Source organism: Paraburkholderia sp. WC7.3g (genome assembly GCF_050436345.1).
Taxonomy (GTDB): Bacteria; Pseudomonadota; Gammaproteobacteria; order Burkholderiales; family Burkholderiaceae; genus Paraburkholderia; species Paraburkholderia podalyriae.
The window spans coordinates 4,134,170-4,148,907 of sequence record NZ_JBNDMA010000002.1 but is presented as its reverse complement, the minus strand read 5'-3'; the positions used below and the strand labels follow the sequence as shown (position 1 = coordinate 4,148,907).

The window sequence follows — 14,738 nt, the reverse complement described above, 5'->3', positions numbered from 1 at the left end:
GACGTGAGTCCGCAACCCGTGGGGAACGGGGAGGAGTGTTGAACATGCAAGCCAGAGAAAACCTCGCGCAGCAGACCGCCAAGAGCGCGGCCGACGCGCTGATTCCGCAGACCAGCGACAAGGCCAAATGGTGGCAGCAGATCACCGAATACAGCCTGATCGTGATCTTCATCCTGATGTTCGTCACGATGTCGCTGACCGTCGATCATTTCTTCTCGATCGAGAACATGCTCGGCCTCGCGCTGTCGATCTCGCAGATCGGCATGGTCGCGTGCACGATGATGTTCTGTCTCGCGTCGCGCGACTTCGACCTGTCGGTCGGCTCGACCGTCGCGTTCGCCGGCGTGCTGTGCGCGATGGTGCTCAACGCGACGAACAGCACGCTGATCGCGATCGTCGCGGCGGTCGCGGCGGGCGCGGTGATCGGCTTCGTCAACGGCGCGGTGATCGCTTATCTGCGCATCAACGCGCTGATCACGACACTCGCGACGATGGAAATCGTCCGTGGCCTCGGCTTCATCGTGTCGCATGGGCAGGCGGTCGGCGTGTCGTCGGATACGTTCATTGCGCTCGGCGGCCTGACGTTCTTCGGCGTGTCGCTGCCGATCTGGGTCACGCTGATCTGCTTCATCCTGTTCGGCGTGATGCTGAACCAGACCGTGTACGGCCGCAATACGCTAGCGATCGGCGGTAATCCGGAAGCATCGCGGCTCGCCGGTATCAATGTGGAGCGCACGCGCGTCTTCATCTTCCTGATCCAGGGCGCCGTCACCGCGCTCGCCGGCGTGATCCTCGCGTCGCGTATCACGTCGGGTCAGCCGAACGCCGCCGAAGGCTTCGAGCTGAACGTGATCTCCGCGTGCGTGCTCGGCGGCGTGTCGCTGCTGGGCGGCCGCGCGACGATCTCCGGCGTCGTGATCGGGGTGCTGATCATGGGCACGGTCGAGAACGTTATGAACCTCTTGAACATCGACGCGTTCTACCAGTACCTGGTGCGCGGCGCGATCCTGCTCGCGGCCGTGTTGCTCGACCAGTTGAAGAACCGCGGGTCGCGCGATTGAGTCGCTTTCACCTTATCCCCAAGCACATAAAGGAATCGAACGATGTCGTCTCCGGCCAATGCAAACGCCAGTCTCGCTGACACCGCGTACGCGCGCTATCCGAGCCTCGTCGACCGTACGGTGCTGATCACGGGCGGCGCGACCGGCATCGGCGCATCGTTCGTCGAGCACTTCGCGGCGCAGGGCGCGCGCGTCGCGTTCTTCGATATCGACGCGAGCGCGGGCGAAGCCCTCGCCGACCAGCTCGGCGATTCGAAGCACAAACCGCTCTTTCTCGCCTGCGATCTGACCAACATCGACGCGCTGCAAAAAGCGATCGCCGACGTGAAGTCCGCGCTCGGTCCAATCCAGGTGCTGATCAACAACGCGGCGAACGACAAGCGCCATCAGATCGGCGACGTGACGCGCGAGTCGTTCGACGCGGGCATCGCGGTCAACATCCGCCATCAGTTCTTCGCGGCGCAGGCCGTGATGGAGGACATGAAGGCCGCGCGCAGCGGCTCGATCATCAACCTCGGCTCGATCAGCTGGATGCTGAAGAACGGCGGCTATCCGGTGTACGTGCTGTCGAAGTCCGCGGTGCAGGGGCTCACGCGCGGGCTCGCGCGCGACCTGGGCCACTTCAATATCCGCGTCAACACGCTGGTGCCGGGCTGGGTGATGACCGACAAGCAGTTGCGCCTGTGGCTCGACGATACCGGCCGCCGCCAGATCAAGGAAGGCCAGTGCATCGACGCCGAGCTGATGCCGGCGGACCTCGCGCGCATGGCGCTCTTTCTCGCCGCCGACGACAGCCGCATGATCACCGCGCAGGACATCGTCGTCGACGGAGGCTGGGCGTGAGCGCCAAGCCGCGCGTACAGCGGGCCACGCTGCTGCTCGACGCGCAATGCGAACTCGGCGAAGGCGCGACGTGGTGCGCGAAGAGCGGCCGCTTCTACTGGACCGACATCGAAGGCGCACGGCTGTGGCGCTACGATCCGGCCGACGGCCGCAGCGATTCGTTCGACATGCCCGAGCGGCTCGCCACCTTCGCGCTGTGCGCGAATCCGCGCTACGTGCTGGTTGGGCTCGCGTCGCATCTCGCGTTTTTCGATCTGCAGACCGGCAGTACGCGGCGGATCGTCGAAGTCGAGCCCGGCATCAACACGCGCGTGAACGATGGCCGCTGCGATCGGCAAGGGCGCTTCGTGTTCGGCACCAAGGACGAGAGCGGGAAGCTGCAGGCGGTCGCCGGCTTTTATCGGTTGAATCACGATCTGTCGCTCGAACGTTTGCCGTTGCCAGCACCGGCGATTTCGAACAGCATCGCATTCAGTCCCGACGGCGCGACGATGTATTACTGCGATTCGCCGACGCGTGAAATCCGCGCGTGCGACTATCGCGCGGACGGCGGCATCGCGAACGATCGCCTGTTCACTCGCCTGAGCGATGCGAACGGCATCCCCGACGGCTCGACCGTCGACAGCGACGGCGGCCTGTGGAACGCGCAGTGGGGCGGCGCGCGCGTGGTGCGCTACGGTCCCGATGGCGTGGAAACCGAACGCATCGACGTGCCGACCACGCAGCCGAGCTGCGTCGCGATCGGCGCTGCGGCTTTCGGCCCGGCCGCGGGCAGCGCCCAGGCCGAAACGCCGCTCGACACGCTGTACATCACGAGCGCCTACGCCGAGCTCGATGCGACGGCCCGCGCGGCCGATACGCTCGCGGGCGACGTGTTCGTTGCGACGCTCGCGCGGCGCGGTGTGGCCGAGCCGCTGTTCCAGGGCGCGCCGCTGTAGCGCAGAATGGCGCAGCCCCGGCCGCGCGCCGGGGCCGCGATCCTGAAGGTGAAGCAAAAGTCGATGTGGCAGTTTCGGTCTGCGAGCGACACGCACGCGACCGGCCGGCAACGTATCGGCAGCATGCAGTTCGGACTCGAGGCGAATTCGTCAGAAACTATCGCCCGCCACACCCGTCAATCCTGACGGCAACGTCCCACGCCTCTCGATGGAGCTAGATATGACTGTTGCGAATCTCGTTTCAGCCTCATCCACAACCTCTCAAACGCGACGCTCGCGACTTGCCGCGGCGGCCAGCCCCGTGCTGGCGGGCCCGAGCACGTCGGCGGTGGCCCTCGGCGAAGGCAGCGCCGGCGATGTCGCGTGCATCACGCTCGCCAACTCGCAATTGCGTCTCGATGTCGCGCCGACGCTCGGCGGTGGCGTGACCCGCTTCGACTGGCGCGACGACGGCGCGCTGACACCGATCTTCCGGCGTTGCCGCCACGTCGGTGTCGACACGCAACCGAACCAGCTCGCCTGCTATCCGCTGCTGCCGTACTCGAATCGCATCGGCGGCGGCCATTTCAGCGTGGCCGGGCGGCGCGTCGAGGTGCCGCGCAACCGCGCCGACGAGCCGCTACCGATTCACGGCGACGGCTGGCTCGCGCAATGGCAGGTGCTCGAAGCGGAGCGCGAGCACGTGCGGCTCGCGCTCGATCGCCACGACGGCAAGCCGTACGCGTTCCGCGCGACGCAAACCTACACGCTCGACGGCCCGTCGCTCGTCGTCGCGCTCGACATCGAAAACGCTGGCCGCGAGACGCTGCCGTTCGGACTCGGCGTGCATCCGTTCTTCGTGCGCGACGCGGACACCGAGCTGTCGGCGGCGGCCGGCGGCCTGTGGCTGTCGGGCGACGACTGGCTGCCGGTGCGCCATGTGCAGGCGCCGCCCGCGTGGCAGTTCGGCGTCGCATATCCGCTGCCGGAGACGATCGTCAATCACGCGTTCACCGGCTGGAGCGGCCAGGCGGCCGTGGTGTGGCCGAAGCGCCGGCTGTCGCTGAACATCGCCGCCGACACCGACTATTACGTGCTGTACACGCCGCCCGGCGAAGACTTCTTCTGTTTCGAGCCGGTCGACCATCCGATCAACGCGATGAACCTCGCCGGTGGCGCGAGCCAAAACGGCATGACCCTGCTCAAGCGCGGCGAACGGTTGACGCGTACGTTCCGTTTTACGGTCGAGCGTACCGGGTTGCGCTCGATGCCGGGCGGGCGTGGCGCGCGGCGCAGACAGTAGCCGAAGCCGCCGCCAGCGGTACGGGCGCTGGGCGCGGCTACCGCAAATGCGGCGCGGGACCGAGCGGGCCGCGATCGACGGACGGCGATCGCGGGACAGGTAAAATACGCGCCTCCTCCGATTACCGGCTCGCCGCGAGACTCACCATGTCCCATTTCATCCAGACACTCAACGACGCCTGGCAGCGCACGAACTCGCTGCTGTGCGTTGGCCTCGATCCCGAGCCCAGCCGATTCCCGGGCGCGCTCGCGGGTCGCGCCGACGCGATCTTCGATTTTTGCCGCACGATAGCCGATGCGACCGCGCCGTATGCATCGTCGTTCAAGCCGCAGATCGCCTACTTCGCCGCGCATCGCGCGGAGGACCAGCTCGAGCAGCTGATCGCTCACATTCATGCGAACCATCCGGGCCTGCCAGTGATTCTCGACGCGAAGCGCGGCGATATCGGCAGCACGGCAGAGCAGTACGCACGCGAGGCGTTCGAGCGCTACCAGGCCGACGCGGTAACGGTCAATCCGTACATGGGTTTCGATTCGATCGAGCCGTATCTCGAATACGCAGGCAAGGGCGTGATCGTGTTGTGCCGCACGTCGAACGCGGGCGGTTCCGACCTGCAATTCCTCGAGACGGGGGGCCGGCCGTTGTACCAGGTCGTCGCGCAATTGGCCGCGCAGAAGTGGAATGCGAGCGGCCAGCTCGGGCTCGTGGTCGGCGCGACGTTTCCGAAGGAAATCGAAGTGGTGCGCGGGATCGTCGGCGACATGCCGCTGCTGATTCCGGGCATCGGCGCGCAAGGCGGCGACGTGCAGGCCACCGTGAGCGCCGGCCGGATCGCGAACGGCACCGGCATGCTGATCAATTCGTCGCGTGCGATCATCTACGCAGGCAAGGGCGACGATTTCGCGCAAGCGGCCGCGCAGGCCGCAAAGGATACGCGCGACCGGATCAACGCGTTTCGTTGAACCGCCGGGCGATCCCGCGGCGGGCGATCCCGGGACGGGCGGCCCGGCGCGTCAATCCGCCGCTCGCAGCCGCCCGATCAACCTCGCATGGCGCGGATGCCGCGCCTTCAGCGCGTCCACATCCGCGAGCTCGAACTCGCTGAATTCGAAGCCAGGCGCGACCGTGCAGCCGACCAGCGCAAACGACGCCGGATCGGCGCACTCTGCCGCGAACCACAAGCCGGCCGGCACGACTGCCTGACACACCGTATCGGGATGCGTGAGCGGATTGCCGAGCCGGTGCGTGACGAGCGCACCGCCGACAGCGCTTTCATCCAGCACGTGGACCAGCAGCGGCTCGCCAGCGTAGAAATGCCACACTTCGTCGGAACGGATCCGATGCCAAGCCGAATGCGCGCCGTCGCACAGCAGGTAGTAGATCGCGGTCGATGCGGCGCGCGTGTCGTCAGCCTCGCGCGGTTCGCCGACGCGCAGCACGCGAGCGGCCGACCGGTAGGTCTCCGCGAAAAAGCCGCCTTCAGGGTGTGGCTTCAGATCGAAGCGGCGGATCAGTTCATCTGCAATCGCGCGCGGTTCCGGCATAGCCGCCTCTTCAGTGATGGTCAGCGCCGCTCAATGCTCGCGCTCGTCGAGCAGTGCCAGCAGGCCGCGCAGCGCGTGCGCCGCGGCCTGCACGCGGATCTGCTCGCGGTCGCCCCTGAAATTCTTCGTTTCCGTCGACGTATGCAGCCGGTTGCTCCAGCCGAACGACACCATGCCGACCGGCTTGGTTTCCGTGCCGCCGCCGGGTCCGGCGACGCCGGTGACCGACAGCGACACCTGCGCGCGGCTGTTGCGCAGCGCGCCTTCGGCCATCGCGCGTGCGACCGGTTCGCTGACCGCGCCGTGCTTTTCGATCAGGTCGGCCGGCACACCGATCATTTCGCTCTTCGCCTGATTCGAATACGTGACGAAGCCGCGCTCGAACCAGCCGCTGCTGCCGGAGATGTCGGTGATTGCGGTCGCGACCATGCCGCCCGTGCAGGACTCGGCGGTCACGAGCATCAGGCGCTCCTCGCGCAGACGGTTGCTCACACGGACGGCGAGCTGATGAACGACGGAATCGGTGGGCATGGCGTCAGTGAATCCGGAAAACGAAGCCGGCCGTAAGGCGCGGCGAGCGGCAAGGGTGGGCGGCGACCGAAAAGAGTCGAACGCACTCGAAGGTGATCAGGCAGTGCTCAAACCGACATCCGCCACAGCGCAATCACGAGCAACGTAAAGAATGCGGCGACCAGGTCATCGAACATGATGCCGAAACCACCTTTCAGCCGGCGGTCGAAGTAGCCGATCGGTGGTGGCTTCACCATGTCGAAGAAGCGGAAGATCACGAACGCCCACACCTGGCCGGTGAGCGTGGCAGGCGTGACCATCAGCAGCACGAGCCAGAACGCGACGATTTCGTCCCACACGACCGTCGACGGATCCTCGACGCCGAGCCGCTTCGCGGTAAAGCCGCACAGCGCGATGCCACCGAGAAAGCCGACGGCGATCAGCGCGCCCCACTCGATGACCGTTAGATAGCGGCTCAGCACCGCGAACGAGGCCCACGCGAACAGCGTGCCGAGCGTGCCCGGCGCGACGGGCGACAGGCCGCTGCCAAAGCCTAGCGACAGGATATGGACCGGGTGCGACAGCATGAAGCGCGCGGTCGCGCGGCGCGGCTGAACAGGCTTCGGCGCGCGCGGTCCAGGCGCCTGAGGTGGCTCGCCGCCGAGGAAGTCGTCGGCGGGACCGAGCGAAGGGTCATTCTGCATGAAAGTGATCGAAACCTTGGAACGTCACAGTGAGCGGCGCGCCGGTGGCGTTGTGCCACGCGATGGCCGGGCGGTCGGTGGCCGCCTCCAGTGCGCTTATTGTACCGATGCGTGTGACCGGCACGGACGCCTTCTGCGCGGCGTCCTCGACCGCGGCGCGGGCGGCGGCGGGCGCGGTGAAGCACAGCTCGTAGTCGTCGCCGCCCGCGAGCGTGCAGCGCTGCTGTACGTCGGGCGCGAGGCGGCGTAGCGCGGCCGAGCGCGGCACCGCATCGACGTCGACGCTCGCGCCCACCGACGAGCGCTCGAGGATATGCAGCAGATCGCCGGCAAGCCCGTCCGACACATCGAGCGCCGCATGTGCGATGCCGCGCAGCGCGAGGCCGAGCGCGATGCGCGGCTCGGGGCGTTCGAGCGCCTGGCGCAACGTCGCGGTGTCGCTCGCGTTGGCGGACCATTCGCCGCGTCGCACGCCGAGGCCGGCGCGCGCGTCGCCTAGCGTGCCGGAGACCCAGATGTCGTCGCCGGGTTGAGCGGCATCACGCCGCAACGCCGTTTGCGGCGGCACGCTGCCGAATACCGTAATGCACAGATTCAGGGGCCCGCCCGTCGTATCGCCGCCGATCAACTCGCAACCGTAACGCTCGGCCAACGCGAACAGGCCTTCGCTGAAGCCCGAAAGCCAGGCTTCGTCGGCTTTTGGCAGCGAAAAGGCGAGTGTGAACGCTTGCGGCTGCGCGCCCATCGCGGCGAGATCCGACAGATTGACGGCGAGCGCCTTGTGGCCGAGCGCTTCGGGATCGATATCCGCGAAGAAATGACGCCCTGCGACGAGCATGTCCGTCGATATCGCCAGCATCTCGCCGGCAGGCGGTGCCAGTAACGCGCAATCGTCGCCGATGCCGAGCGTGCCGTCTTCAGCACGGGATGGCCGCGCGGCGGCGGCGCGGCGGGCGAAGAAGCGGTCGATCAGCGAAAACTCAGAAAGCATGGCGGACGATGAGCGAAGAACGAGGGTACGAGTAGCGCGGAGCGGGTTGATCGAGCGCGGGGCGCAACGCGCTTTCACGCTGTTTCAGTCGCGGCTGTTGTACCCGTATTGAAGGAATTGCGTAGGCAATTGGGGCTACAATGCCGTCGAACGTCTATTCTAATCTGCACTGCGAAGCCCGCCTTATGTCGAATCCCGTCAATACCAAACTCCGCGAAGCCGCTCTCGATTACCACGAGTTCCCGACTCCCGGCAAGATCGCGATTGCCCCGACCAAGCAGATGCTCAACCAGCGCGACCTCGCGCTGGCTTATTCGCCGGGTGTCGCGTTCGCGTGCGAGGAAATCGTCGAGAGCCCGCTGAACGCCGCGCGCTTCACCGCGCGCAGCAACCTGGTCGGCGTCGTCACGAACGGCACCGCGGTGCTGGGTCTCGGCAACATCGGGCCGCTCGCGTCGAAGCCGGTCATGGAAGGCAAGGCCGTGCTGTTCAAGAAGTTCGCCGGCATCGACGTGTTCGATATCGAGATAAATGAAACCGATCCGCACAAGCTGGTTGAGGTCATCGCCGCGCTCGAGCCGACCTTCGGCGGCATCAACCTCGAAGACATCAAGGCGCCGGACTGCTTCATCGTCGAACGCGAATGCCGCAAGCGCATGAAGATTCCGGTCTTCCACGACGACCAGCACGGCACTGCCATCGTCGTCGCGGCCGCGGTCACCAACGGCCTGAAGGTCGTCGGCAAGGACATCAAGGAAGTCAAGCTGGTCTCCTCCGGCGCGGGCGCGGCGGCGCTCGCATGTCTGGACCTGCTCGTCGACATCGGCCTGCCGCTCGAAAACATCACGGTGACCGACCTCGCGGGCGTGGTCTACAAGGGCCGCACCGAACTGATGGACCCGGTCAAGGAGCGTTTTGCGCAGGAAACCGACGCGCGCTCGCTCGCCGAGGTGATCAACGGCGCGGACATTTTCCTCGGCCTGTCGGCTGGTGGCGTGCTCAAGCAGGACATGGTCAGGCAGATGGCCGCCAAGCCGCTGATTCTCGCGCTCGCGAATCCGACGCCGGAAATCCTGCCGGAACTCGCGCTCGAAGTGCGTCCGGACGCGGTGTTATGCACGGGCCGCACCGACTACCCGAACCAGGTGAACAACGTACTCGTGTTCCCGTTCCTGTTCCGCGGCGCGCTCGACGCCGGCGCGACGACGGTCACGCGCGAGATGGAAATCGCCGCGGTCAACGCGATCGCCGAACTGGCGCGCCAGGAGCAGAGCGATATCGTCGCAACCGCGTACGGCATCCAGGATCTGTCGTTCGGACCGGAATACCTGATTCCCAAGCCCTTCGATCCGCGTCTGATCGTCAAGGTCGCGCCCGCAGTGGCGAAGGCCGCGATGGACTGCGGCGTCGCCGAGCGTCCGATCGAGGACATGGACGCGTACGCGCAGCATCTGCAGCAGTTCGTCTACCACAGCGGCACGACGATGAAGCCGATTTTCCAGCTCGCGCGCAGCGTCGAGCCGGAAAAGAAGCGCATCGTGTTCGCGGAAGGCGAAGAAGAACGTGTGCTGCGCGCAATCCAGATCGTCGTCGACGAAAAGCTCGCCAAGCCGATCCTGATCGGCCGGCCAGCGGTGATCGAGCAGCGTATCGCGCGTTATGGCCTGCGGCTCGTCGCGGGGCAGGACTACACGGTCGTCAATACCGATCATGACGAACGTTATCGCGAGTTCTGGCAGGAATACGCGAAGATGATGTCGCGCAAGGGCATCACCACGCAGATGGCCAAGCTCGAGATGCGCCGCCGCACCACGCTCATCGGCTCCATGATGGTCAAAAAGGGGGAGGCGGACGGCATGATCTGCGGTACGGTCAGCACGACGCACCGCCACCTGCACTTCATCGACCAGGTGATCGGCAAGAAGCCGGGCGCGAAGGTCTACGCGGCGATGAATGGACTGGTGCTGCCGAATCGGCAGATTTTCCTCGTCGATACGCACGTGAACGTCGATCCGACGCCGGCCGAGCTGGCCGAGATCACGATCATGGCGGCCGAGGAAGTGCGCCGTTTCGGTATCGAGCCGAAGGTTGCGCTCGTGTCGCATTCGAACTTCGGTTCGAGCAATGCGCCGACCGCGCAGAAAATGCGCGATACGCTGGAGATCCTGCGCGAACGTGCACCGGAGCTGCAAGTTGACGGCGAAATGCACGGCGATGTCGCGCTCGACGCCAACCTGCGCCGCGAGGTGCTGCCTGATTCGACGCTCGAAGGCGACGCGAACCTGCTGGTGCTGCCGAACATCGACGCGGCCAACATCTCGTACAACCTGCTGAAGACGGCGGCCGGCAACAACATCGCGATCGGCCCGATCCTGCTCGGCGCGGCCCAGCCGGTGCACGTGCTGACGCCGTCGGCGACGGTGCGCCGGATCGTCAACATGGCCGCGCTGCTGGTTGCGGACGTCAGCGCAACCCGCTAACTGCATATTGCTACGGGCCGCGACAGGCCCGGCGCCGGTTCTCCAACCGACGTGCCCTGAAAAAAAGGGCGTGCCCGCAATCGGCACGCCCTCGGGGCAAGCTGGGGATCGCCACCCCGAAAAATGGCAATGACACAGCCTTTCGGCTGAGTAGTTCCAGGCTCTAACAACCGGAATCGAACGCCTCGGCCAGCGGCCGCTTGCACCGCCTGCGCGCTGTGTTCGGTCACGGCTGAGCTCAGTTTAGCCCGATCGAGCTAAACATACTGTCAAAAGTCGTCAAAGTCCCGACCACCGGCTTCTCCGCGGCGCGCGGCGGGTGTCGTCGGTCCGTCGAACGTTGATTCCAAAGGCTATTAGCGATACCCTTACGACTTTCGTGCGACACGCACCCTCGTGTCCGAGAGTCCATCGTTAAGGGACATCGACTAGTGGCCGCAACAGACGAAGCTGTCTTTTGCGACACGACCCAGCGGAGCCCATCGACCCACAGCGCTGACGTTTGTGGGGACCCCCGGGACGGTATCTGCTGTTTTGTTGTGCAGCGGGTGTGGTTCACACACTTGCTATAGGTGGAGATGTCACGGGGTTCTCCCGTGCGTCAACACATTGCATTGGCCCGAATAACCTTCGGGTCCCGCCCTGTCAGCGGCCTCATCTCCGCTGATCAGGCGGAGTGTCGTTTGCAATTACCTAACCCTGTGAGGGGGTTGGGTCGCGCCATCTCGGACTACGAATGAAGCTCGGTGTGTCATTGTTCGATCTCGACAGCGGATCGTCGAGACAGAGAACCTGCTATGCGACTAGCAGTAGCCTAGGAGGACAGGCGTCACTGGCAACGGTGGGGTCTGAAGCTCCTCTGACAATGAAGCCCTCGGAAGTATCGGGCAGATGAGTGCTGCGAGGCATTCGTCTGGTAATCCTCAGCAGCAGGGGATTCGGAGCTAGGCTGACTGATATGGTCAACGTATGTGAATCACTGATAAACCTCGTGATAAGGACAGTGCCAAACGCTGCTGGGCACTAACCAAAATGGTATGCGGTCGGATAACCCGCTGAAAGTTCGGGTTACGTCGTCAATAGATCGCCGGGGGATAGGTGGGACCTAAGTCAGTCGTGTGACATGCCGGGAACGTGGTAAGCCTGTATGGTTGCCAGCGCAGTAAGGTTGGCAGGCGAACCGCAAGGAACGCTGTTGATTGTGCAGGTATGGGAGGATGGAAAAAGCGAACGCCGGGCTGTAATGGACCGGATAGGGGTTGGGACATCACCCCACGCGAAAGCGGGCAGACTTCCGTCTGGTCTACCGTCGCAAGACGGCTGACTACCCTCTGTAAAACTTGGTCAGATACAGGTGCATGCGCCTGTATTGAGTTTTGTCGTTCCCCAGCGGGGTGTATCTGCCCCGCTGGGGGAGATGCGCCTTCTGTCTGGGGACTTTTCCAGGTAGGAGAGCAGCATGAAAGTATCTGGTCGAAAGACCGGGTCTGCGCTTTCCCACGCGCCGGCCAACTGGCACGCCGTAGATTGGCGTCGAGTTGAGCGGAACGTGCGAGGGATGCAGATTCGAATTGCGAAGGCGACGCGGGAAAGTGACTGGCGCAGGGTGAAAGCTTTGCAACGGTTGCTGACCCGCACGTTGTCTGCGAAGCTGTATGCGGTACGACGTGTTACGCGGAACCAGGGTGCGCGAACGGCTGGAGTCGATCGCGAACTATGGGTTTCGCCTGAAAGTCGGTGGGGAGCCATCGGCAGGTTGAAGCGGCGCGGATACAAGCCTCTGCCATTACGGAGAGTCTTTATCCCCAAGGCCAATGGGAAGGAGCGCCCTCTGGGCATTCCGACCATGCGGGACAGGGCGATGCAAGCCTTGTATCTGCTGGCATTGGAACCAGTTGTCGAGTCAACGAGCGATCCGAACTCATATGGGTTTAGACGCATTCGCTCGACAGCCGACGCGGAGAGCCAGATATTTGTCTGCACAGCCAAAAAGGCCTCGGCCCAATGGATACTGGAGGCGGATATCAAAGGCTGCTTTGACCACATCAACCACGACTGGCTGGAGAACCATGTCCCCATGGACAGGGAGATTCTCCGGAAGTGGTTGAAGGCTGGCCTAATTTACAAGGGTCAGCTACAGGCGACTGATGCCGGTACGCCACAGGGAGGGATCATCTCCCCGACTTTGGCCAATGCGACGTTGAACGGGCTTGAGCGCGAACTATTGGAGCACCTACGTGCCCAGTACGGAGTTGTGAAAGCCTCGAAGCTGAAAGTGAATGTCGTGCGGTACGCGGACGACTTCGTTATCACTGGCAATACGAAAGAATTGCTAGAAAACGTGGTTCGGCCTTGGGTTGAAGCATTCCTAGCTGTCCGGGGTTTGCGTCTGTCCGAGGAGAAGACGCGGGTCGCTCACATTGACGACGGCTTCGATTTCCTGGGGTGGAATTTCCGGAAGTACTCGGGAAAACTGCTCATCAAGCCAAGTAAGAAGAACGTGCAAGCGTTCTATCGCAAGGTGGCGGAAACGATTAGCCGCAACAAGGAGGCAAGTCAAGAAGGGCTCATTCTTCTGTTGAATCCGATGTTGCGGGGCTGGGCGCAGTATCACAGTCCCGTCGTGGCCAAGCAGGCGTACAGCCGCATGGAGCATCTCGTGTTTGGGAAGCTCTGGTGGTGGTGCAGGCGTCGACATCCTCAAAAGAATGCCCTCTGGGTGCGAAAGAAGTATTTCCACACGGTAGGCAATCGGACGTGGGTCTTCGGCGCACCAATAGTCGAAGACGATGGCAGTACTTGGATGCTGGAGTTGTTTCGGCCTAGTAGCACTCCGATCCGGCGTCAAAAGAAGATAGCGGGTGAATACAATCCCTTCGATGTTAGATGGGAGCAATACGGTGAGACCCTGCGTCAGCAGCGGATGTGGCTCTCAAAGCGCTACCGCAAACAATGGGTTTCGTTGTACATGTCGCAGAGCGGACTATGTGCGCACTGTGGACAAGCCTTGACGGAAGAGACTGGCTGGCACGACCACCATCTGCGTTACCGGGTGGAAGGCGGGTCGGATGCGCTTTCTAATCGAGTGTTGCTTCACCCCGACTGCCACCGGCAGGTGCATGCTGGTAAACTTGCTGTGACTAAGCCGGTTTCGCTTTGAGCGGAACTTTGTATGTAGGCTTGAGCTGTATGCTGTGAAAGCCGCACGTACAGTTCTTAGGGGGCCCCTGATCCGGAAGGAGAGGGGGCTACCCTACATGGTCGTCAAACTCGTGGTCTGACAGCGGGGAAACCTGATACATGGCACGCAACTGGTTGCGCATGAAACGCGTGCTGATCGGTGCTGCCGCGCTCTGCGCGTTGTCCAGTTCCGCGCCCGAGGCGCTAGCGCGAGAGTATTCGGCGCCCGCTGAGGCGCAAGCGCAGGTAGGCACTATCGCGCTGGCGCAATTGCCGCGCGAGGCGGTCAATACGTTGAACCTCGTTGCCGCCGGCGGGCCTTATCCGTATCAGAAGGACGGCATCGTATTCGGCAACTACGAACGGGTGCTGCCCGCCCATCGGCGCGGTTATTACCACGAATACACCGTCCCCACGCCTCACGCGCGTAATCGCGGGGCGCGCCGCATCGTCTGCGGAGGTCCGCTACAGCGGACCGACAATTGTTATTATTCGGACGACCATTACACCAGTTTTAATCGTATTGTTGAATGACATCGGGATGAATGGCATGAGCGACAACATCTACGCGCACGATTCCGGAGTCGCGACGGATCTTTTCGCGGCCGGCGACGGCAATTTATTCCAGCGCGTCATGAAGATGCGCGCCGACGAGCAGGGTCGCGACAATCAAAGCGAGGCTGGCACGGTGGTTTCATCGAACGAGGAGCCCATGAGCCTTTTCAGGACGGTGCGGCCGAATATCGTGCAGTCGATCCGCGCGTTCCGCGTGCAGGATCTCGCCGATGAGGCGAACCAGCTGGGCCAGCACTTCCTGTATGCATACTGCGCGAACGCCGCCTCGAAGCAGGAAGTGCTCGAGACGATCGCGACGTCGTTCCTGTTTCCCAAGCATTTCGGCAAGAACTACGACGCGCTTTACGATTGCTTGACCGACCTCGTGCACAAGGCCGGCGCGCAGCCCGGCTTCGTGATCGTGCTCGAACACCTGCCGATCGCGCAGAAATTCGACAAGGAAGGGCGCGAGACGCTGCTCGACGTGTTCCGGGAAGCGGCCGAATTCTGGGCCGAGCGCAAGGTCGCGTTCCGGGTGTTTTACTCGTTCGCTTGAGCTTCGTCAGACTTCGCTTCTTCAGGCGCTTTGCTCGAATCTGGCAGCGAACGTCGCGGTAAAAACGGCAAAGGCCCGCTAACTGGCGGGCCTT

General features: G+C 63.7%; 13 protein-coding genes. 9 read left to right on the top strand and 4 right to left on the bottom strand.

The features are described from left to right. Positions 1–44: 44 nt before the first annotated feature. The 5 genes from araH to pyrF all read left to right on the top strand — a co-directional run bounded on the left by araH (position 45) and on the right by pyrF (position 5,086). Positions 45–1,061, top strand: coding sequence for an L-arabinose ABC transporter permease AraH (gene araH / locus OKW43_RS30735; RefSeq protein ID WP_187636694.1), 1,017 nt, complete (start codon positions 45–47; stop codon positions 1,059–1,061). Between the two features lie 42 nt (positions 1,062–1,103). Continuing rightward, a complete protein-coding gene (locus OKW43_RS30730) occupies positions 1,104–1,904 on the top strand; it encodes an SDR family NAD(P)-dependent oxidoreductase (protein WP_187636693.1) in 801 nt (266 codons plus the stop codon). Continuing rightward, complete coding sequence (locus OKW43_RS30725; RefSeq protein ID WP_429451567.1) at positions 1,901–2,842, top strand: SMP-30/gluconolactonase/LRE family protein; 942 nt, start codon at positions 1,901–1,903, stop codon at positions 2,840–2,842. The genes OKW43_RS30730 and OKW43_RS30725 overlap by 4 nt, the downstream gene beginning before the upstream one ends. Before the next feature lie 220 nt (positions 2,843–3,062). After that, complete coding sequence (locus tag OKW43_RS30720; RefSeq protein WP_429451565.1) at positions 3,063–4,124, top strand: aldose 1-epimerase; 1,062 nt, start codon at positions 3,063–3,065, stop codon at positions 4,122–4,124. Between the two features lie 146 nt (positions 4,125–4,270). Continuing rightward, on the top strand, positions 4,271–5,086 hold the full coding sequence (gene pyrF, locus OKW43_RS30715; RefSeq protein WP_187636690.1) for an orotidine-5'-phosphate decarboxylase: 816 nt from the start codon (positions 4,271–4,273) through the stop codon (positions 5,084–5,086). Between the two features lie 51 nt (positions 5,087–5,137). Here pyrF and OKW43_RS30710 read toward each other — a convergent pair whose 3' ends face one another. The 4 genes from OKW43_RS30710 to thiL form a co-directional block, all read right to left on the bottom strand. After that, positions 5,138–5,668 carry a cupin domain-containing protein gene (locus OKW43_RS30710; protein ID WP_429451562.1) on the bottom strand — a complete coding sequence of 177 codons (531 nt, stop codon included), beginning with the start codon at positions 5,666–5,668 and terminating at the stop codon, positions 5,138–5,140. Between the two features lie 30 nt (positions 5,669–5,698). After that, positions 5,699–6,199: a CinA family protein gene (locus OKW43_RS30705; protein WP_429451560.1), complete on the bottom strand. Its 501-nt coding sequence runs from the start codon at positions 6,197–6,199 to the stop codon at positions 5,699–5,701. Between the two features lie 107 nt (positions 6,200–6,306). Then, entirely contained in the window at positions 6,307–6,882 is a 576-nt protein-coding gene (locus OKW43_RS30700; RefSeq protein ID WP_429451557.1) for a phosphatidylglycerophosphatase A family protein, read from the bottom strand. Further along, complete coding sequence (gene thiL, locus OKW43_RS30695; protein ID WP_429451554.1) at positions 6,872–7,873, bottom strand: thiamine-phosphate kinase; 1,002 nt, start codon at positions 7,871–7,873, stop codon at positions 6,872–6,874. The genes OKW43_RS30700 and thiL overlap by 11 nt, the downstream gene beginning before the upstream one ends. A gap of 140 nt (positions 7,874–8,013) precedes the next feature. On the opposite strand from thiL, the gene OKW43_RS30690 reads away from it, so the two are divergent. From OKW43_RS30690 to OKW43_RS30675, 4 genes are all read left to right on the top strand, one after another. After that, a complete protein-coding gene (locus OKW43_RS30690) occupies positions 8,014–10,353 on the top strand; it encodes an NADP-dependent malic enzyme (protein ID WP_187636685.1) in 2,340 nt (779 codons plus the stop codon). Between the two features lie 1,459 nt (positions 10,354–11,812). Continuing rightward, on the top strand, positions 11,813–13,513 hold the full coding sequence (gene ltrA, locus OKW43_RS30685; RefSeq protein ID WP_429451551.1) for a group II intron reverse transcriptase/maturase: 1,701 nt from the start codon (positions 11,813–11,815) through the stop codon (positions 13,511–13,513). Between the two features lie 140 nt (positions 13,514–13,653). Further along, a complete protein-coding gene (locus OKW43_RS30680; RefSeq protein WP_429451549.1) occupies positions 13,654–14,067 on the top strand; it encodes a ribonuclease in 414 nt (137 codons plus the stop codon). Between the two features lie 16 nt (positions 14,068–14,083). Further along, positions 14,084–14,644 (top strand): barstar family protein, encoded by a 561-nt coding sequence (locus OKW43_RS30675; RefSeq protein ID WP_187636683.1) that lies wholly within the window; start codon positions 14,084–14,086, stop codon positions 14,642–14,644. The last annotated feature ends 94 nt before the right edge of the window (positions 14,645–14,738 follow it).